Below are 19,795 nucleotides of genomic sequence, written 5' to 3'. Positions count from 1 at the left end.
GGTCGGGCCGGTTCACCCGTGGGTGGCCGCGGCCAGTCGTGCGAGGTGGTTCGCCGCCGCGCGGGCGCCGCCCGCCGCCCGGAAGGCGGCGCGGATGCGTGCGGCGGCGGCCCGGTGGGCGGGGTCGTGCAGCACGGTGTCGAGGGTCGCGCCCAGGCGGGGCGCGGTGACCCGGCCGAACCTGACCCGGAGGCCCGCGCCGGCGTCGACGACCTGGCCGGCCACCACGGGCTGGTCGTCGCGGATGGGGGCGACGACCAGCGGGACACCGTGCCAGAGCGCCTCGCACACGGTGTTGTGCCCGGCATGGCAGACGACCGCGTCCATCCGTTCCAGCAGCGGCAGTTGGGGCACGGACGGCAGGGTGAGCACGTCCTTGTCGGTGCCGTCGGCAGACGGGGGTGCCGTGGGGTCGACGAGCACCGTCTGCACCCGGTCGGCGCGTTCCCGCAGCGCGGTACGGCACTCTGCGAGGAAGCGTCCGCCGGCGTCGGCGTTGGCGGTGCCGAGGGTCACCAGGACCTTGGCGCGGCCCGGGTCCAGCCACTCCCACGGGAAGCCGGGTCCGGCCGGGCGGTCGGCGAGGGACGGTCCGACGTAGTGGATCCGCTCCCCCAACGGCGCCTGCGGGCCGATGAGTTCGGGGGTGCTGAAGACGAGCAGGAGATGGGGTGAGTAGCGGGGGTCGGCGGTGCCGGCCGCGGTGCCGATCCGGGTACGCAGGGCGGCCAGTTGGCTCCGCAGCCAGGCGGCGACCTTGGGCAGGCCGTCGTAGGCGCCGGTGAACTCGGCCGAGGTGGTGGCGGAGGTTGCCCAGGGGACACTCAGGCGCTCGGCCACCAGGGCACCGGCGAAGGCCTGCTGGTCGGCGACGACCACGTCGGGGCGGAACTCCGTGACTGCCGCCCCGACACCGGGTGCCATGGCGTCGGCGAGCGGCAGCAGGTACCACTCCCACAGGAACCGCAGCGCCTCGGCGCCCCGCAGGTCCGGCGGTCGTACGGCTCCCTCGGCGCCCGGCACCGGGCCGGCGCAGGCGTACACGTGGGCGTCCGCGCCCGCGAGCCGCCGTACCAGTGCGGGATCGGCGCAGGCCCAGGCGACGCGGTGCCCGTCCGCGGTGAGCCGGGCCGCGACGCCCACGGCCGGGTTGATGTGCCCGACCAGCGGCGGGACGACGAACAGGAAGCCGCTCACCGCACCCCCGCTCCCTCGACGGAGCGGATCAGGTCCAGGATGTGGCCGCCGACCGCCCCGGCGGCCTCCACCAGCACCGAGTGCTCGTGGCCCGGCAGCACGACCGGCCGGAAGTCCGTCAGCAGGGCCGCCATCTGCGGCGCAAGTTCCACCAGGTCGGAGTCGCCGCCGTAGACGCCGAGGACCGGGCAGCGGACGGCCCTGATCGCGTCCTCGGTCAGCACGCGGCTGGCGGGGATGTCCCGGCCGAGGGTGGTCTCGCGGGCGAGCCGGGCAGCGCCCTTGGCCAGGCGGGCGGTGTTGTGCCCGCGGTGGGCGGTGATCCAGGCGATGGCGTCCGGCTCGTTGTGGGCCAGTTCGGTCAGTACCCGGCGCAGGATGCCGCCCAGTTTCCCCGCCCAGGCGGGGGTCGCCGGCTCGGACTCGATCAGGGTGAGGCCGGCCACGCTCGCGGGGTGGCGGGCCGCGTAACCGAAGGCGATCGTGCCACCGTAGGAGTTGCCGACGAGGTGGAGGGGGCCGTTGACGCCGAGCCGGTCCAGGAGGGCTTCCAGGTCGTCGATGTTGTGGTCCAGGGTGTAGCCCGCGCGCGGGCGTTCGCTGCGGCCGTGTCCGCGCAGGTCGTACATGACCACGTCGAGGCCGGCGGCGGCGAAGGCCGGCGCGACGGTGAAGTAGTAGCTGGCCAGGCTGTCGGTGAGCAGTCCGTGGACGAGGACGACGGTGGCGTGGGGGGTGCGGCCGTCGGCTGGTCCCGTGCGCTGGACGTGCAGCCGGATGCGGCCCGTGTCGACCATGGCCATGGCTCAGCCCGCCTCCTGCGCCTTCAGGCTCCACACCACGTACTCGACGAGCCGGCCCACGGTCAGCTCGATGATCTCGTCGAACTCCATCCCGGCCAGGAACTCGGCGAGGTTGACCCGCCGCCCGTAGCGCTCCTCCAGGAGGCCGGCGAGGGTGACGAGGTCGATGCTCTCCAGCTCCAGGTCGCGGTTGAAGGTGGTGGACATCCCTATCAGCACGTCGTCGTCGCCGTACTCCTCCAGGACGGTGCGGAGCATGGCGGTGACGTCGGCGAGCACGGTGTCCGCAGTTTCTGCGGTGTGTGCGGTGTGTGCGGTGTCCTCGGTCGGCTGCGCGGGGGTCAGGCGGGTGGGGTTCATCGGTGGGGGTCCTCCACATCGTCTCTTCCGGATACATCCGCTCTTCCGGATGCGTCCGCTCTTCCCGATACGTCCGCCGGGCCTGTCGTCCAAGCCACCACGAGGTCGCGAGCCGGGAGGGCGGGCGGGTTGCTCACGGGCGCGCAGTGCACGGTGTAGGCGGGATTCAGACGGCCGGCGACCAGCAGCCGGCTGCCGTCCGCCGCGGCCCGCAGGACGGTGAAGTCCCTGGGACGGCCGTCGAATCCGGTGCCCTCGGCCTTGGCGACGGCTTCCTTGGCGGCCCAGAAGCGGGTGAACCACAGCGCCTCCGGGTCGGTCCCGGACGCGCACCTGGCGTGCAGCAGCCGGAGTTCGTCCGGGCCGAGCGCCGTGGCGAGGGTCGCGGGGTCGCGCGGGGTGACCTCCTCGATGTCGATACCGGGGCCGGGCCGCGCGCTGTGCGGCCGTACGATCGCCACGCCCGTCTCGGCGCGGTGGGCGAGGGAGACGTCCAGCGGGGGCAGATCGCGGCCGTGCACGCCGGTGACGTGGGGCCGGCCCGACTCCTCGTTGCCGACCCGGAGTTCCGCAGGGAAGACCGGTCCCTCGCCGTGGTTCCAGAGCCAGTGCCGTACGGCGTCCTTCACGGCGATGCGGCCGAGCAGCCACTGGCGGCGGCCGCGCGGCGGACGTCCGGCGTACTCGGTGCGTTCGGCACCGCCCAGCGAGTTGCGCATGATCAGCTCGCGGGAGGCGAGGTCGGGCCAGCGCTCGTGCACCAGCGCCCAGCCCTCGGGTCTGGCCTCGGAGAGGGTGTGGCGCTCTGGGAAGCGTTCGGCCGGCCGGGTCTGAGGGTCGTTGTCGAACCTGCGGTCCTGCCAGCCGCCGATCACCGCCCACACCCTGCCGCCGACGGTGAGTTCGGCGTCCGCCTCCAGGAGGGTGTCGGTGAGTTCGGTGATCCGGATGAGGCAGTCGACCCGGGTGCCGGTCGCCGGGTGCGGGCCGTGGAAGCGCATCCGGCGCATCTGCACGGGGAAGACGACGGTCCGCTCGGTGCGGGTCGACATGATCCAGTAGCCGAGGAGCTGGCCGACGTTGTCCAGCAGCGCCCCGGGCGCGGCGGGGGTGGTGATCACTCCCCGGATGTGCCGGTCGCCGATCGCGGTCAACTCGGTGAGGCCCTGGTATGCGGGGCCGTGGAACATCCACCGGTCGGTGTAGAGCTGGGCTGCGCTGTGGCCGGGCGTGCGTTCGGGACCGAGGCCGTCGGCGGGGTGGGGCGCGGGCGGGTCGGGGTGCCGTGGGGCGAGTTCGACCACGGCGCGAGCGGTCGGCCCGAAGGTCACGGTGGCCCGGTCCGGGGTGTCACGGGTGACGGTCACCTGGACGTCGGCCGGCGGTGTGGCGGTCAGCCAGCGGTCGAACCGGGCTCCGTGCACGGCGGTCGCCGTCAGCCCCGGGGCCGCTCGCTCCGCCGCCTCCATCATGAGCCGGATGATCGTGGTGGCGGGCACGACCGGCCAACGGTCGTCCACATCCGGCCATCCGGGACGCTGCGGGAAGAAGCAGTGGTCCAGGAGGTGGGGCATGGAGTGGGGGCAGATGCGCAGGGTTCGGGTGGTGGTGGCGACGGGGGGTGCGGGGGGGTACGCGGGAGATGCCGGGGGGTGCGCGGCGGGGGCGGGCCGTGCGGCTGCCGGGGACGTGGCGGCCTGGGCGGTGGCTGGGGGGCGGGCCCGGCGTGCCGTGAGCAGGTGCGCCGCTGTGTCCGCGGTGTCCCGCAGGAGTGCGGTCAGCTCGGCGGCGGCCGGGATGCGGGTGGCGAGGTCGTCGAGGGGGGACGTGCCGGGCCCCGGTGTCCGGCCCGCCGCCGGTCGGCTCGTGCGCAGTTCGGCCCGGAGGGCGTCGAGGTCCGGTCCGGCGAGCGAGACGAGGGCACCGTCGAGGTCGAGGCGGACCGGGGGGCGACTGGAGACTGCGGCGCGGGGGACGGCGGGGGCCGTCGGCCGGGGGGCGGTCGGGGTCGTCGGGTGGGGGACGGTCGGGGCCACGGTGGCGCCCGCCGTCCACAGTGCCGTGGCCACGCGCCGCAGTTGGGCCATTCCCTCGCGGTGCGGCGAGTTCGCGGCGACGGCGAGGTGGTCGCGGTCCCCCAGCGTGTCGTCGACGAGGGAGGCCAGGTGGCCGGGTCCTGCCTGGACGAAGGCGCGGTGACCGGCCGCGTACAGCGCCTCGGTGAGCTGCCGGAAGCGCACGGGTTCCAGCAGGTGCCGTACGAACAGCTCCCGTACCGCCGACTCGGCCTCCGGGAAGGGCGCCGCCGTGGTCCCCGACCAGACGGGCACGGTCGGCGGATGCAGCCGGAAGCGGCCGGCGGCTGCCTTGATGGGCTCCAGGTACGGTTCGAGCATCGGGGTGTGGAAGCCCGAACGGAACGGCAGGACCTGGCAGAGGACGCCCTGGGCGCGGAAGTGCCCGACGAACTCCTCGACGGCCTCGTCCGGTCCGCACACCATCGCCTGGTGCGGTGCGTTGTCATGGGAGAGGACGATCCCGGAACCGGCCCACGCCGTGTCGAGTTCGGCGCGCACGCGTCCGGCACCGGCACCCACGGCGGCGAAGGCGAGGCCCGGGACGGTCACCGTGTCGGGGTCGAACCCGTCCATGAACGCGTCGACTTGAGCTCCCGAGTACAGTCCGGCGACCGCCATGGCCGTCCACTCGCCCACGCTGTGCCCGGCGACCGCGTCCGGGACCAGCCCCATGCGGCGCAACGCCGTGTCCAGGAGCCGGCCGGCGCCGACGACACCGAAGCCGTGCCGGCCCACGTCCCCGGCGTCGACGCCGGCGCCCCGGAGCGGGGGCAGCCGGAAGTGGGCGGCGATGTCGTCGACGCGGAGCGTGAAGTCGCCTTCCAGGCCGGGGAAGAGGAAGGCCAGCTTGCCTTCCGGTCGTCCTCGCCCCAGCAGCGGTGCGGGCCGGAACCACAGGTCGTTGCGGCCGTGCCAGGCTCGTCCCCTGGCGACCGCGCGCCGGGCGAGGGCCAGCCGCTTGGCGGTGGGACCGACCACCCCGAGCCGGGCCGGACCGGCCTCGGGGTGCGCCCGCGCGGGGTCCAGGCCGGAACCGAGGACGGCCGTGTCGTCCCGGTCCAGCAGCTCTGCCAGCCGGTCGGCGCCGTCGGCGGCGAGCAGCAGCACCCGCTCGGGCTCGGCGACACGTGCCTCGGCCCGGCGGGCCGGTGCGGCGGCAGACGCCGGTGCAGCGGCGGGCGGGGCGGTGGCCGGCGCCGGTCCCAGCGGCGCCGGACCGGCTTCCGGACGGACCGGTGCCGGATCGGACACCCGACGATCCGGTGCCGCCGCGGCTGCCGGTCGCGCCGACACCGGACCGGGCGCCGAGCAGGACGGCTCTGGAGCCGCCGGACGGGCCTGCCCGGGGACCGGACGGGCCGGCTCGGGAGCCGCCGGACGGGCTGACTCGGGTGACACCGGACGGGCTGACCCGGGTGACACCGGACCGGCCGGCTCCGTTTCCGTTGCCCACGGGGGCCGCTTGGATGTGGCGGACGAAGGGATCGTCGGCCGGGCCCCCGGTGCCTCCTCCAGCACCACGTGTGCGTTGATCCCGCCGAACCCGAAGGCGTTGACGGCGGCCCGCCGGACCGGTTGCCGGGGGTCCGTCTCCCATGGTTCGGCCCGCTCCAGGGTGCGGAATCGAGTCGCGGCGAGGGCGGGGTGCGGGTCGTCGCAGTGCAGGGTCGGGAGCAGGGTGCCGTGGTGGAGGGAGAGGGCGGCCTTGACCAGGCCCGCCACTCCGGCGGCCGGCATGGTGTGGCCGATCATCGACTTCACCGAGCCGAGGACGGCACGCCCGTCACCTTCCACCGCCCCAGGCCCGAACACCTCGCGCACGGTGGCGAGTTCAGCGCCGTCACCGGCCGGGGTCGCGGTGCCGTGCGCCTCCAGCAGGCCGAGGGAGCCGGGCGCCGTGGGATCGAGGCCGGCGGCCCGCCAGGCCTGGCGCACCGCACGGGCCTGACCACCGGGGTCGGGGCTGACGAGTCCGGCGGTACGACCGTCACTGGCCACGCCGGTGCCCCGGATCACCGCGTAGACGCGGTCACCGTCCCGTTCCGCGTCCGCGAGCCGTTTCAGTACGACGACGCCGGTGCCCTCACCGATGAGGATGCCGTCGGCGTCGCGGTGGAAGGGGCGGATGCGCTGGGTCGGGGAAAGCGCGCGGAGCTGGGAGAAGACGCTCCACAGGGTGATGTCGTGGCAGTGGTGCACCCCGCCGGCCAGCATCATGTCGCAGCGTCCGGAGGCGAGTTCGCTGACCGCGTGGTCGACGGCGACCAGTGAGGAGGCGCAGGCGGCGTCCACGGTGTAGGCGGGGCCGCGCAGGTCGAGGCGGTTGGCAATCCGGGAGGCAGCGAGGTTGGGGACCAGGCCGATCGCGGACTCGGGGCTGTCCGCGCCGAGCCGGTCGGTGAAGGCCCGGCGCACCCGGCCCAGTTGGGCAGGCGACAGTTCGGGCAGCAACTCGCCGAGTGTGTGCACGAGTTGCCCTGCCGTACGCACGCGCTGGTCGAGCCGGACCAGGCCGGGGGTGAGGTAGCCGCCCCGGCCGAGGGCGACGCCGATCCGGTCGCGGTCGGGGAGCCGGTCGGCACCGCCCGCGTCGGCGAGGGCGGCGGCGGCCACGTCGAGGGCGATGAGCTGGTCGGGCTCGGTGCCGCGCACCGAGGCGGGCATGATGCCGTACCGGGTGACCTCGACCTCGGCCAGCCCGTCCACGAATCCGCCGCGCCGGCAGTACACCTGGTCGGCGACGGCGGGCCCGGCGGCGGAGCCGGGGCGGTAGTAGGCGGCGTCCCAGCGCCCCTCGGGCACCTCACGGATCGCGTCCACGCCGTCGCGGAGGTTGCGCCAGTAGGCGTCGAGGTCCGCGGCGCCGGGCAGCAGCACCGCCATGCCGACGACCGCTGCGGCGTGCGCGGCGGGTGAGTGACGGCCGGTCATCTCACCAGCCCGAGGCGGTGTAGACGACGGCACGGGTCGACGGATCACCCCAGGCGAGTTCCCTGAGCAGGGCCGCGGTCCCCTCGTCGGGGTCGATGAGCCGCACCCCTCGCCGGGCGTACTCGCGGCCGAGTTCCGGGCTGACCATGCCGGTGTGGGTGCCGGTGGGTGCCCACGGTCCCCAGTGGACGGTGAGCGCGCGGTGCCCGGTGCGGGCGGCCCAGTCGGCGGCCAGGGTCTCCAGGGCGTCGTTGGCGGCGGCGTAGTCCGCCTGGCCCCGGTTGCCGAGGACGGCGGACACGCTGCCGAACAGCACGGTGAAGGCGGGCCCGGCGGGCAGTTCCTCCAGCGCGGCGAGCAGTGCCGCCGCGCCGGCGGTCTTGGTGCCGTAGACGCGCCGGAAGGACTCCGGTGTCTTCTCGGCGATCAGCCGGTCCTCGATGACCCCGGCGGCGAAGACGACGCCGTCGAGCCGGCCGTGCTCGGCGTGGATCTCCTTGACGGCCTGCAGCGCGGCGTCCCGGTCCCGGAAGTCCACGCAGCGGTAGCGGGCCTCGCTGCCGAGTGCGGTGAGTTCGGCGAGGGTGGCCCGGATCTCCCGTTGCGCGAGGAGGAGTCCGGCGTCCCGGTTGACCTCGGCCGGAGTCCGAGTGCCGCCGGCGGCGAGGGCTGAGCGCAGTTCGACGGGCGTACGGGCGGCCGCCGTCCCCGGGTCCTCGGGTGCGGTGGGCGCGGGTGTCCGTCCGGCCAGCTCGATACGGCAGCGGGAGGCCGCGGCGAGTGCCGCGGCACACTGCGCGGTGATGCCCCGGGCGCCGCCGACGAGCAGAACCACGGAATCCCGGTCCAGGCCGAGCGCCTCCGCCTCGGCGACACCGACCCCGGCGGGCCCGGCACCGGTGGAGGCGAGCGGGCCCAGGGACACCGGCACCAGTTCCAGTCCGTGGCGGACACCGGGCGCCGGACGCAGGACGACCGGGGCGGACTGCTGCGGGGCGAGCAGCTCGGCGATCAGCGCGTCGGCCACGGCCGCCGGACTCGGGTCGCTCACCGTGACCAGCCGGGCGACCGTGTCCGGATACTCGCGGGCGATGGTGCGGAACAGACCCGGCAACCCGGCCGACCGCAGGGGCGCGTCCCCGTCGGCGGGCCGGACGGCGAGCACCATGCGCGGGCGCAGGGCGAGGGCCGCCTTCAGCGCGGGGAAGGCCTCCGGCAGCACCGGCAGGCCCGACGTGGGCAGGGCACCGAGGTACAGGACGCCGGTGATCTCCCCGGCGCCCGCGATCTCGCCCCCGCCGGTCGGCAGGGCCGCCTGGTCGACGCTCAGCGCGTCGGCGCCATGGGCGGCGAGCCGGGCGGTGACCTCGGCGGCGGTGCCGGCGCAGTCGCTGTCGCTGTCGCTGTCACCGTCACCGTCACCGAGGAGCAGGAAGCGTCCGCCGGACAGGACGGTGACCGGGTCGGCCGCGGGGTCCGGTGGCGGGAGCGGCACCGGACGCAGCTCGCAGCGTTCGGGGGCCGCGCCGGGCGGACCGGCGTCGAGAGTCCGGTCGGGCGCGTCCTGAGGGCTGTGGTCCCCTGGGCTGTGGTTCGCGGGGTCCGACACGGAACCGCCCCGGAGGCGCGCGGCCGGGCCGCCCGGCGACGCGGCGCCCTGACCGCCGGGGTTCACGCCGTCCAGAGGTCCCCCCTCGTCCCGGTCGGCCCCTGCTCCGCCGCTCATCCGCTCCGTCAGCCAGGCCGTCACCGCTGCCGCCGTGCGGGCCTTGGCGAGGTTCTCCAGCTCGGTGTCGTCGAGGAGTTCCGCGCCGCCCGCGATCCCGAGGCGCTGGGCGAGTTCACCGGCGATCTCGGCCCGCTTGATGGAGTCGATGCTCAGGTCGGCCTCCAGGTCGAGGTCGGGCTCGATCATGTCGACGGGGTAGCCGGTGCGCTCGCTGATGATGTCCAGCACCACTCGCGCCACGTCGGCGGCCCCGGCCGGGGCGGACGAGGCCGCCGGAACGGACGAGGCGGCCGGTTCGGGCAACGGTGCCTGTTCGGCCACGGGTTGCACCGGTGGCAAGGCGGGCGTGGGGGCGGGTGCGGGAATCGCCGTTCCCGGGGCCGCCCCGAAGTACGTCAGCATCACGTCCCGTTGAGCGGCGATCATCTCGCGGCTGGTGCGCAGGAACTCGGAGATCAGCGCGTCGCGGTCGGCCGGGGTGCCGTTCGGCTGGTTCGTCGTCACAGTCGTCTCCTCTACGCGTCGGGCCGGTGCCAGGGCGCCGGGGAGAAGGGCGCCGTCGGCGGTGCGGACGAGGTGTCCGTCGACCGTCCAGCCGGGCCGTCCGGGTGCCGCGGTGCGCAGGGCGTCGACGGCGTCTCGGCCCTGGAACAGCCAGTCGGTGCGCACGGGCCGGCCCGCCACGGCCAGTTGCGCGAGGGCGTCGAGCCAGCCGGCGAGTCCGCTGTCGGCGTCGGGTTCGCCGGCGACGGTGCGGTGCGGGCGGTCACCGAGGATCTGTCCGACGAGCCGGGTGAGCACCCGTCCGGGACCGGCCTCGACGTAGATGCGGGCTCCGGCCTCGTACATCGCCTCGATCTGGGCGGCGAAGGCGACCGGCGCGCCGATCTGGGCGGCGAGTTCGGCCCGCACGCCGTTGGGGTCGGCCGGGTACGGGGCAGCCGTGCGGTTGGCCCAGACGGGGAACTCGGGTGTCCGGACGGCCGTGGTGGCGAGTGCCCCGGCGAACCGTTTCGCCGCGCCGGCGACGACGGGGCTGTGGAAGGCGCAGGCGACCGGGATGCGCCGGGCCCCGAACCCTGATTCGCGCAGCAGCCGGACGGCGGTCGCGACCTGTTCCGTGGGGCCCGAGATGACCGTCTGCTCGGGCGAGTTGGCGTTGGCGACGACCACGGGTCCGAGCACGCCGGCCTCGCGCAGGACGTCCGTCACAGCCTCGGCCGTGGCGCCCACGGCGGCCATGGTGCCGGGGTCGTCGCCCGCCGCCGCGAGGATCGCCGCCGCCCGCTCGGTGCTCAGGTCGAGCAGGGCCTGGGGGTCGAGGGCGCCGGCCGCGCTGAGGGCGACCAGTTCGCCGTAGCTGTGCCCGGCCGCCATGTCCGGGCGGACGCCGGCCGCGGTGAGGAAGGCGTGGGCGGCGAGTCCGGTGATGCCGAGTACGGGTTGCGCGGCGCGGGTGTCGGTGAGGGCGGCCCGGCGCTGTTCCCTGGTGGTGTCGTCGAAGGCGGCCGGCGGATACAGGGTGTCGGCGTGCGCGCGGCCGAGGTGGAGGTAGTGCCGCAGGTCGGGCAGGGTGACCAGGAGGTCGGCGAGCATGCCGGGGCGCTGGCTGCCCTGCCCGGGGAAGAGGAAGGCGACCTTGCCGCCGGTCGGCGGGGCGGCCGTGGTGCCGCCGCGGTGGAGGCCTGCCCCGGGGGCGGTGTCCCCGGGTGCGGTCTCCGCTGCGAGATGGATGCCCGCCGCCGGGTCACTCTCCCCGGCGAGGACGCGGCGCAGCTTGTGGGTCAGTTCGGCCACGTCGCGGGCCACGACCGCCGCCCGCACGGGATCGTGGCAGGCGTCCGCGCGGTGGGCGGCGCCGAGGGCCAGGTCGCGCAGCCGCCAGGCGTGGGTGCCGGACTCGGCGGCCCGGAGGATCTCCTCGGCGGTGCGCTGGGCGGCCGCCCGGTCCTTGCCACGGAAGAGGAACAGTTCGGCGGGCCAGGCGTCCAGGGTCTGGCGTGGCGGTACGGCGGTGTCGTGGGCGGCGAGGACCACGTGGAAGTTGGTTCCGCCGAAGCCGAACGCGCTGACCCCGGCGAGGCGTTCGGGCGCGGGTGCCGCCCAGGGTCGGGCCCGGGTGTGGAAGGCGAAAGGGCTGTCGCCTTGCGTCCAGGCCGGGTTGGGGCGCTCAAGGTGCAGCGTGGGCGGGGTGATGCCGGTGTGCAGGGCGAGGGTGGTCTTGATCAGGCCCGCGAGTCCGGCGGCGCACTTGGTGTGCCCGATCTGCGACTTGACCGAGCCGAGGGCGCAGCGGCCGGGTTCGGCGCCCGCCTCTCCGAACACCTCGGTGAGCACGGTGAGTTCGGTGCGGTCGCCGACGACCGTGCCGGTGCCGTGCGCCTCGACCAGGCCGACCTGGGCGGGCGAGACGCCGGCGTTGCGGTAGGCCCGCAGCAGCGCGGCCCGCTGTCCTTCGGGGCGGGGTGCGGTCAGCCCGAGGGAGCGGCCGTCGCTGGAGGAACCGAGGCCCTTGATCACGCCGTACACGCGGTCACCGTCGCGTTCGGCGTCCGCGAGCCGCTTCAGGACGACGCAGGCCACGCCCTCGCCGAGGGCGATGCCGTCGGCGGAGGCGTCGAAGGCGCGGGAGCGGCCGGTCGGGGAGAGGGCGTGCACGGAGGAGAACAGGACGAAGTCGTTGATGCCGTTGTGCAGGTCGGCGCCGCCGCACAGCACGAGGTCGCTGGTTTTGGTGACGAGTTCCTTGCAGCCGACGTCGAGCGCGGCGAGGGAGGAGGCGCAGGCGGCGTCCACGGTGAAGTTGGCGCCGCCCAGGTCCAGGCGGTTGGCGATCCGGCCGGAGATGACGTTGGCGAGCATGCCGGGGAAGGAGTCCTCGGTCAGCCGGGGCAGTTGCTCATCGAGGGCGTCGGGGACCGTGCCGTAGTACGACGGGAGGACGGCGCGCAGGGTGACCGCGTTGGACAGGTCGCTGCCCGCCTCGGCGCCGAAGACCACGGAGGTCCGCTCGCGGTCGAACTCCCTCCCGCCGTCGCCGTATCCGGCGTCGTCGAGGGCGCGCCGGGCTGCCTCCAGGGACAGCAGCTGGACCGGCTCGATGCTGCCGAGGGAGGCGGGCGGAATGCCGTAGCGCAGCGGGTCGAAGGGGATGCGGGGCAGGAAACCGCCCCACGTGGAGGCGGTGCTGCCGTGGTGCGCGGCGGGGTCCCAGCGGTCGGGCGGCACCTCGGTGACGGCGTCGCGTCCGGCGACGACGTGTGCCCAGAAGGTGGCGAGGTCGGGGGCCTCGGGGAACATGCAGGCCATGCCGACGACCGCGATGTCGAGCGGCGCGGGTGGCTCGGGCTCGCGCTGCCCCGCAGCGTGCCGGAGGGTGACCGGCCGCGTGGCCCGTGCGGCGAGGAAGTCGGCGGCGCCGTCGGTGACCGCGTGGTGGAGGGCGGCGAGGGTGGTGGTCGCCGAGCGCAGGACGGCCACCTCGCCGGCCATGAACATTCCGTCGCTGAGCTGGCGTTCCTCACCGACGGTGGTCAACCGGCCGTCGGTGCCGCGTTCCAGGCCCTTGCTGGCGAGACGCAGCCGGCCGACGTTGAGCCGTTCCAGCGCCTCCCACACCTCACGGTCGGGTCTGCCGCCGGAGCGTAACGCGGCTTCCCGGTCGCGGTAGTCGGCGGTGAAGGCGCTGGGGACGCAGCGGGTGGCGTGACCGGGCGCCGTCCGCAGCAGCGCGGTGGTGGTGGCGGTCAGCACCTGTCGCTGAAAGAGGGGCTGGATGGCACCGTGCTCGACGGCTTCCTCGGTGAACAGGTAGGCGGTGCCCATGAGGATGCCGACGGCGGCGCCCCGGGCGGTCAGGGGCTGGGCGAGGGCCGCGACCATCGCCGCGGACCGCTCGTCGTGGATACCGCCGGCGAAGAAGAGCTCCAGTCCAGCGGCGGCGCCTGGTTCCGCCTCGGTCAAGAAGTCTGTCAGGACGGCGAGTTGGGCCTCCCACAGCGGGAAGGAGGCCCGTGGTCCGACGTGCCCGCCGCACTCGGAGCCCTCGAACACGAACTTCCGTGCCCCGGCGGCCAGGAACTGCCGCAGCAGCCCGGGCGAAGGGACGTGCAGATACGTACTGATCCCGGCCCGCTCCAGCGCGGCGGCCTGGGCGGGGCGTCCGCCCGCGATGATCGCGTGCGTGGGCCGGAGTTCCCGCACGGCCTCCACCTGGGCGTCGCGGATCTCCTCGGGAGCGAATCCGAGGACGCCCACGCCCCAGGACCGGCCGTCGAGCACGGCACGGGCCTCGGTGAGCATGGCCCGGGCCCGCTCACCGTCGGCGAGGGCCAGCGCGAGAAAGGGCAGCGCCCCGGCCTCGGCGACGGCCGCGGCGAACCCCGCCTGATCACTGACCCGGGTCATCGGCCCCTGCGCGACCCCCAACCGCGTGCCCAACGCCCGGCTCATCACCGACCCGGGCCGCAAGGCCGCGCCGGGGCCTGGGACGACGGGGGGTTCGGGTGCGCCGGGGGTCTCGGCCGTGTCGCATGACCCGGCCCCGGTGACCGGTGCGTCCCCGGCGACCGGCGCGGTCGTGAGCGGCTCCGCGAGACGCGAATTCCTTTGCGGCTTCGCCGACTTCTGGGCCGGTGGCGCGGCGGTGCCGGACGGTTCGGCGGCGCCGACCGGTGTGGTGAGTGCCTCCTCGACAGCGGCTCTCATGCCCCGTACGGCACCCCGCGCATCGGCCCACCACTCGGCGAACCGGGCGGCCAGGAATCCGTCCTGGCCTATGGGCAGCAGCTCGCCTGTGGCCAGTAACTCCGTTATCGCACCGGGATCGGTGGGCTCCGGAGGCGCTTGCGGTCCGCGGCGGCGCAGGACACGGTGGCCGGAGAGCCGTACCGTCTCCGAACCGTCCAGGGACCGCAGTGCCGTGCGTGTCGCCTCGGGGAGCCGGGACTCGGCCAGCAGGGCCAGTTGGCTGTCGAGCACGACTCCGGCCGCACCGCCTGCCACGGCCGCGGCCGCCGTGCGTGGCCCGATGCCTCCACAGGCCCAGACCGGCAGGTCCGACTCGTCCTCCGCCAGGAGTTGTTGGAGGAGGACGAAGGTGCTCTGCTCCCCGACCGGGCCGCCGCTCTCGCCACCGCGCGCGATCAGCCCGTGGGCCCCCGCGCGCAGTGCCGCACGGGCCTGCGCCAGGTCCGTGACCTCGGCCAGCACCCGGTACTCCCCCGCCACTTCGGGGACGGTCCAGGGGGCGTCGGGTCCGAGGACCACCGTGTGGGGGACACCGTCGAGGTCGGCGGGGCGCAGGGCGCAGCGCCCCGCCACCCGCACCCCGAAGGGGTCCCGTACGGCGTGTCTCAAACGGGCCAGTTCCTCGCGGGATCTTCGGTCGCCGCAGCCCAGGTCGAGGACCGCGAACCCGCCGGCGGCGCACGCGGCGGCGGCGAGCCGGGAGTCGGGCCGGCCGAACGGGGTGAGGCACAGGATCAGGTCGTGGGCGCGCGCAGGGGAGGTCATGACGCTCCGAAGAATCGGCAAGACTGCACGGTGGGGGGCTGGTGCGGCGGGACACTCGGTAGGCGGCCACCGGAAAGTAGCGAGTACCTACTGACGGGTCAATAAGTTCGCGCCCTTTCGCCGTGCGAGGGAACCGATTCGGCCAGTCGACGAATCACCCTCCTCATGCCGGGAATCGGAGCGATTCCGGATCAGCCGAGCAGGACGCCCACCGCCGCCGGTGCGGCGGCCACCGCACGGGTGACCGGGGAGACGGCGGCGGCCACCGGGCCGGGCGCGGCCGCCGGAAGACCCGGGCCGGGACCGCCTCCGCCGCCGGCCCGGACCACCTCGTCGGCACCGGCCTGCGCGATCCGGGGCGTGAACCGCTGCCCCGGCCGCTCCAGCCCCCGCCCCGACCGCTCCGGTCCCTGTCCGGCCCCTCCGCGGTCCCGCCCGGCACGCCCCTTCCCCCCGGAAAGCGCGTCCTCCCCGTGCGGCTCGTTCCCGTCGCCCGGGGCGGTCGGCCCGATGGCCGTCGGGTGCGCGGCGTCCGGCGCGGCGGAGTCCCCCGGCAGGCCGTGGAGGCCCGGGCCCAGCGCCCACCGCTGCTCGCGGGACCCGTTCCTCCGGGCGACCACCACGTGCCCGGGTGTGACGGCGAGGGAGAGCCCCTTGTGCCCGCGGAGCAGGATCTCGCCGCGCACCGTGACGTCGTACACCACCTCACCGGCGTGCACGACACAGCCCGCCGCGGTGACCCGCCGGGCCACGGGGTCGGCGGCCAGGCACAGCAGAGGATCGAGGGCGCTGCGGAGCAGGCCGTCGTCCTGGTACGTCCACTGCTGCGATCCGGCGGTCGAGCAGGCCGCCTCCCGTACCTCCGCACCGGGCCGGCCTCCGTCGCCCGGCAGGTCCAGGCAGAGCCCGGAGTCAAGGTTCCGCAGTGTGCCATGAGCGAGTTGGACCGGTTCCCCGGCCGAGGCCGCCGACGGATCGGCGCCCGTGGGCCGGATCCCGCCGGTGCCGGGGACGGTGCGGGTGCCGGTTGAGGCGCCGGGACGGGGGGCGTGGCCGACGGGGGAGCCCCAGGTGGCATGCGGTCCGGGGACACCGTTGTCATCCGACCAGCTTCTGACCACGAGCACGGTGGCGAGCAGGGCGAGCGAGGCCAGTCCCACGCCGAGGGCCACGGCCTTGCGCCGGCCGCCGAGGGCCGCCGTGCGGTGCCGGCCGGCGGGTTCCCCGTGCGGGGTGCGCGGTGCGGTGGCGGTCCAGGCCTCGGCTGCGCCGCGGCCGGGCCGGGCGGCGAGGTAGCGGCGGGCGCCCCAGCCGAGCACGGCCTCGGCGAGCAGGAAGTCCAGGGCGCCCTCGAAGAGGCCCAGTTGATCGGCGGCGTGCCGGCAGTGACGGCAGACCGTCAGGTGCTCTCGTACATCGGCGAGCAGGGGGCTGCCGCGACGGAGGGAGACGTCGAGGAGCCGGTTGTAGAAACGGCAGTCCTTGGTGGGCGCGAGTTCCCGGTGGGCCCGTACGCAGACGGTACGGAATTGCTCGCGGGCGCGCTCCAGAGCGGACTCCGCTGCGGCGGTGTCGACCCCCAGCAGACCGGCGGGTATGTTTATGGGTTCGGCCTCGACCTCGGTATGCCACAGCAGGCATTGGGAAGAGTCGGGAAGGGCCATGAATGCGCGCGCGGCGAGATGTCGCCTTTCGGCCGTGCCGGGCGGGGCCGCGCGCAGACCGCGACCGCCGGTGGGTTTGCGCAATTCCGGCACGACCGCGCAGATGACGTCGTCCGCGGCCCAGGCCCGGACGGTATCGCGGACGGCCACGAGCAGGTGCGGGCGCAGCGCCCCGCGGACCGTGCCGCCGGTCAGCCGACCGAGCACGTGGTGGAAGGCGGTGGTGGCCGCCAGTTGGGCCGCGGGGCCGGTGGTGGCCAGGCAGACGGCCGCGTAGTCGCAGGTGGCGCGCCAGTGCCGGGCCAGCAGCAGGGCGACGGCATGGTGGCGGCTGTCGGCGGGGCCGGTCAACTGGGCGACGAGATCACGGTCGGACTCTTCAGGGAGCGGTCCGGAGTCGGGCGGATACGGGGGGCGTGGGGGGTAGCGGTCCTGCACGGAACCATTTCCTTTCCCGTCGCAGGAGGCCATGCGAAAAGGGGCGTCCTGTCGGAAAGCGGGGGTGTGATTGGTGCATACCTTCAGGGCAGCAGGCCTTACCGGTCCGGGCCTTTGCCCCTCCTGTGGGGAGGCTCACCTTCGCACACGCGCCGCAGAGGAAACAAGAAGTTCGATTGACTCGCTTTCACATCCGGGAAATTCAACGAGAGTTACCGCGGGTATCCGCACTCATATGCGATACGCCGGTCGCGATTCGGGCGACTTGTGCGCGACAACGGCGCACCGGCACACGAAATCTCCAACTCCCCGGGCCGGCCCCGACCGCCGCACCCCTCCCGGCCGGGACCGCGCCGCGCAGCACCCCTCACGCCGGGCATCGCGAGGACCCCTCACGTCAGACGTCGCGACACCACCGGCGTCAGACGTTGAGACACCGCCGGCGTCAGGCGTCGCGACACGCCTCACGCCAGGCAGAGCAACTCCCCTCGCGTCACGCGTTGTTGGGCCGCAGCGTCCAGACGACCGTCATCTCGCCCGTCACCGCGCCGTCGGCGCGCCGGATCTCGACGGTCACCGGGAACTCGGGGCGCTGCCCCGCGTCCAGCTCGGCGACGACCTCGGCGGCCGGACGCCCGAGCGTGGCGGTCGCCGTGACGGCACCCATGGCCAGCTTCCTGTAGGCGATCTCGGCACGCACGGCGAGCGGTACGGCCCGCGAGAGCTGCTCCCCGAACGCGGCCAGCACGATCGCCCCGCTGGCGGACTCACCGAGCGTGAACATCGCGCCGGCGTGCGGCCCGCCCACGTGGTTGTGGTAGTCGGCCTGGTCCGGCAGGGACACCACGGCCCGGTCCGGAGTGGTCTCCAGGAACTCCAGGTTCAGGGTCCGGGCCATGGGAACGGTGGCGGCGAGGAGGTCGCCGATCGACATCTGGTCTGCGCTCATGCCGTCATGTTACTCACGAGTAGACACGGGTGACCAGGGGCGGCCCATGATCGCTGTATCGTTTCCGCTCATGTGGCCAGGGGACCAGCCGCCAGCCGGCGGCCAACAGCAGAACCCGTACCTACAGCCCGGCTACCAGCAGGCGGGCCCGTACGGGGACCGGCAACCCCCCGCCACGTGGCCCCAGCCCGGCTCCGGGGCACCCACGCCGGCGCCGGGCGGTGGAGGTGGCCGTACCAAGGTCATAGCCGTTGTCGCGGCGGCGGCCGTCGTCGTCGCGGCCGGCGTGACCGGATTCGTCCTCCTCGGCGGCAAGGGCGACGACCAGGCAGGACCCGGCCCCACGGCCACCGCGTCAGCGAGCACCTCCGCCTCCGCCTCGCCGAAGACCTCGGCGAGCGGCAATCCGCGTGGCGGGGACAGCGGCCCGAAGCCGACGATCGCGGGCTGGAAGACGGTCGTGAACGCGGACACGGACATCGCCTTCGACGTCCCCCCGACCTGGCAGGTGCGCTCCAAGGACTGGATCACCTACGTCACCGACGACTCCGCCCCCGGCGAGAAGATCCTGGTCGGCATGAAGGCGCCCGCCGTCCTTCAGGACAAGTGGTGCGCCACGGACGCGGACATGGACGGCACGACGGACTACACCCCGCTCGCGAACACCGGGACCCGCGGCAACGCCAAGGCCAAGAGCCCCGCGCAGGCCGCCCGCGACGACTCGGCGAACTGGGTCTACGGCGACTACGCACAGCCCGACCGCAAGAAGGTCACGACCGGACCGGTCACGTCGTACACCACGGCGTCCGGCATCACCGGAAGCGTCGTCACCTCGCAGTCGTCCGGCGTCGTGAAGAAGAACAAATGCACCACCGACGGCAAGGCGACGACCTTCGCCTTCCGGGACCCCGACGGCGCGCTGCTGTCCTGGTCGTTCGTCGGCGTCAAGGGCGTCTCCGACGAGGTTCCGGACGCGACGGTGCGCGAGATCATGCGGACGGTACGTCTCTACGACCCGCCCGCCGGCTGATTTCGGTACGTCCCTGACAAGGGGCGGTGACCGAACCGTGTCCGGGGCCCCACTAGGGTTACTCGCCATGTGGCCAGGAGAGCAGCCGCCCGGGGGCGCGCAGAACCCGCAGAACAACCCGTACCAGCAGCCGGGTTACCAGCAGCCGAATCCGTACCAGCAGCCCGGCTACCAGCAGCAGCCGCCGCAGCAGCAGCCCTACGGGCAGCAGCAGTGGGGACCGGCCGCGCCGGTCGGCGCCCCGCAGGCGCCGCAGCCGCCCCAGGGCTCAGGCGGTGGCGGCCGTACCAAGCTGATCGCGATCATCGCGGCCACCGCCGTGGTCGTGGCCGCCGGTGTGACCGGATATCTGGTCCTCGGCGGCTCCAAGCACGACGAGGCCGACAGCGGCAAGGGCAAGCAGCAGTCGAGCCAGTCCCCCAAGCCGAAGCCCAAGCCGACGGCGACCGCCTCCGGCTCGGGGGACAACCCGCGCGGCAACGAGACCGAGAAGCCCACCGTTCCGGGCTGGAAGGTCGTCGTGAACCCGCGCTGGGGCACCGCGTTCGACGTCCCCGCCGACTGGGAGGTGGAGACGCCGGGCACCTCCATCGGCTTCTCCGACGACAAGTCCGACGACGGCAAGCCGCTCGTCATGATGTCCGCGCCGGCCCAGCTCATGCCTAAGTGGTGCACGACCGACAGCGACAAGGACGGCAGGACCGAGGACACGGCCCTGGCCGCGGTCGGCACCAAGGGCGAGAGCGGCGCGAAGACCCCTGGCGACGCGGCGGTCCGCGAGGTCCCGTGGTGGGTGTTTGGCGGTTACACGCAGCCGGACAAGAAGAGCATCACCTACGACAAGAAGGCCAAGGACTACACGACGAAGTCCGGGGTGAAGGGCGCCTACGCCTGGGCGCGGTCGAGCCACACCCCGCAGAAGGGCAAGTGCGCGAGCGACGGCAAGGCGCTCACCTTCGGCTTCAAGAACTCGGCCGGCGACATCGTGTCCTGGAATTTCTACGGTGCCAAGGGCGTGGACAAGGAAGTCGACACCAAGACGATCATGAAGATCCTCAGCACCGTGCGTCTCCACGGCGACCCCACGGCCACCTGACCCGGT

At 74.3% G+C, this 19,795-nt stretch carries 9 protein-coding genes; 2 read left to right on the top strand and 7 right to left on the bottom strand.

Features of this window, described 5'->3' with window-relative positions; all coding sequences use genetic code 11:
- Positions 1-12 precede the first annotated feature (12 nt).
- The 7 genes from ABZ854_RS02550 to ABZ854_RS02520 form a co-directional block, all read right to left on the bottom strand.
- Positions 13-1,197, bottom strand: coding sequence for a glycosyltransferase (locus tag ABZ854_RS02550; protein WP_361203019.1), 1,185 nt, complete (start codon positions 1,195-1,197; stop codon positions 13-15).
- Entirely contained in the window at positions 1,194-2,000 is an 807-nt protein-coding gene (locus ABZ854_RS02545) for an alpha/beta hydrolase (RefSeq protein ID WP_361203016.1), read from the bottom strand. Before ABZ854_RS02545 ends, ABZ854_RS02550 begins: the two co-directional genes overlap by 4 nt.
- Positions 2,001-2,003: 3 nt before the next feature.
- Entirely contained in the window at positions 2,004-2,258 is a 255-nt protein-coding gene (locus ABZ854_RS02540; RefSeq protein WP_361203504.1) for an acyl carrier protein, read from the bottom strand.
- 98 nt (positions 2,259-2,356) lie between these two features.
- Positions 2,357-7,369 (bottom strand): beta-ketoacyl synthase N-terminal-like domain-containing protein, encoded by a 5,013-nt coding sequence (locus tag ABZ854_RS02535; protein WP_361203013.1) that lies wholly within the window; start codon positions 7,367-7,369, stop codon positions 2,357-2,359.
- 1 nt (position 7,370) lies between these two features.
- Positions 7,371-14,612: an SDR family NAD(P)-dependent oxidoreductase gene (locus ABZ854_RS02530; protein ID WP_361203010.1), complete on the bottom strand. Its 7,242-nt coding sequence runs from the start codon at positions 14,610-14,612 to the stop codon at positions 7,371-7,373.
- Between the two features lie 191 nt (positions 14,613-14,803).
- Positions 14,804-16,714: a ricin-type beta-trefoil lectin domain protein gene (locus tag ABZ854_RS02525; RefSeq protein ID WP_361203007.1), complete on the bottom strand. Its 1,911-nt coding sequence runs from the start codon at positions 16,712-16,714 to the stop codon at positions 14,804-14,806.
- Positions 16,715-17,207: 493 nt separating this feature from the next.
- Positions 17,208-17,663, bottom strand: a complete 456-nt coding sequence (locus ABZ854_RS02520; protein WP_361203005.1) for a DUF4442 domain-containing protein — start codon at positions 17,661-17,663, stop codon at positions 17,208-17,210.
- A gap of 70 nt (positions 17,664-17,733) precedes the next feature.
- On the opposite strand from ABZ854_RS02520, the gene ABZ854_RS02515 reads away from it, so the two are divergent.
- Both ABZ854_RS02515 and ABZ854_RS02510 read left to right on the top strand, forming a co-directional pair.
- Positions 17,734-18,693, top strand: a complete 960-nt coding sequence (locus ABZ854_RS02515) for a hypothetical protein (protein WP_361203002.1) — start codon at positions 17,734-17,736, stop codon at positions 18,691-18,693.
- 67 nt (positions 18,694-18,760) lie between these two features.
- A complete protein-coding gene (locus ABZ854_RS02510) occupies positions 18,761-19,789 on the top strand; it encodes a hypothetical protein (RefSeq protein ID WP_361202999.1) in 1,029 nt (342 codons plus the stop codon).
- Positions 19,790-19,795: the final 6 nt, after the last annotated feature.

Origin of the sequence: Streptomyces sp. NPDC047028 (assembly GCF_040644095.1) — a bacterium.
Taxonomy (GTDB): Bacteria; Actinomycetota; Actinomycetes; order Streptomycetales; family Streptomycetaceae; genus Streptomyces.
The sequence above is the reverse complement of the archived record's forward strand: the minus strand, read 5'-3'. Positions and strand labels throughout refer to the sequence as shown.

Bases quoted from the DNA above. Each gene is read 5' to 3' on its own strand.
- ABZ854_RS02545 (WP_361203016.1), bottom strand. From the start codon at position 2,000: ATGGCCATGGTCGACACGGGCCGCATCCGGCTGCACGTCCAGCGCACG.
- ABZ854_RS02510 (WP_361202999.1), top strand. From the start codon at position 18,761: ATGTGGCCAGGAGAGCAGCCGCCCGGGGGCGCGCAGAACCCGCAGAAC.
- ABZ854_RS02520 (WP_361203005.1), bottom strand. From the start codon at position 17,663: ATGAGCGCAGACCAGATGTCGATCGGCGACCTCCTCGCCGCCACCGTT.
- ABZ854_RS02540 (WP_361203504.1), bottom strand. From the start codon at position 2,258: ATGCTCCGCACCGTCCTGGAGGAGTACGGCGACGACGACGTGCTGATA.
- ABZ854_RS02530 (WP_361203010.1), bottom strand. From the start codon at position 14,612: ATGACCTCCCCTGCGCGCGCCCACGACCTGATCCTGTGCCTCACCCCG.
- ABZ854_RS02535 (WP_361203013.1), bottom strand. From the start codon at position 7,369: ATGACCGGCCGTCACTCACCCGCCGCGCACGCCGCAGCGGTCGTCGGC.
- ABZ854_RS02515 (WP_361203002.1), top strand. From the start codon at position 17,734: ATGTGGCCAGGGGACCAGCCGCCAGCCGGCGGCCAACAGCAGAACCCG.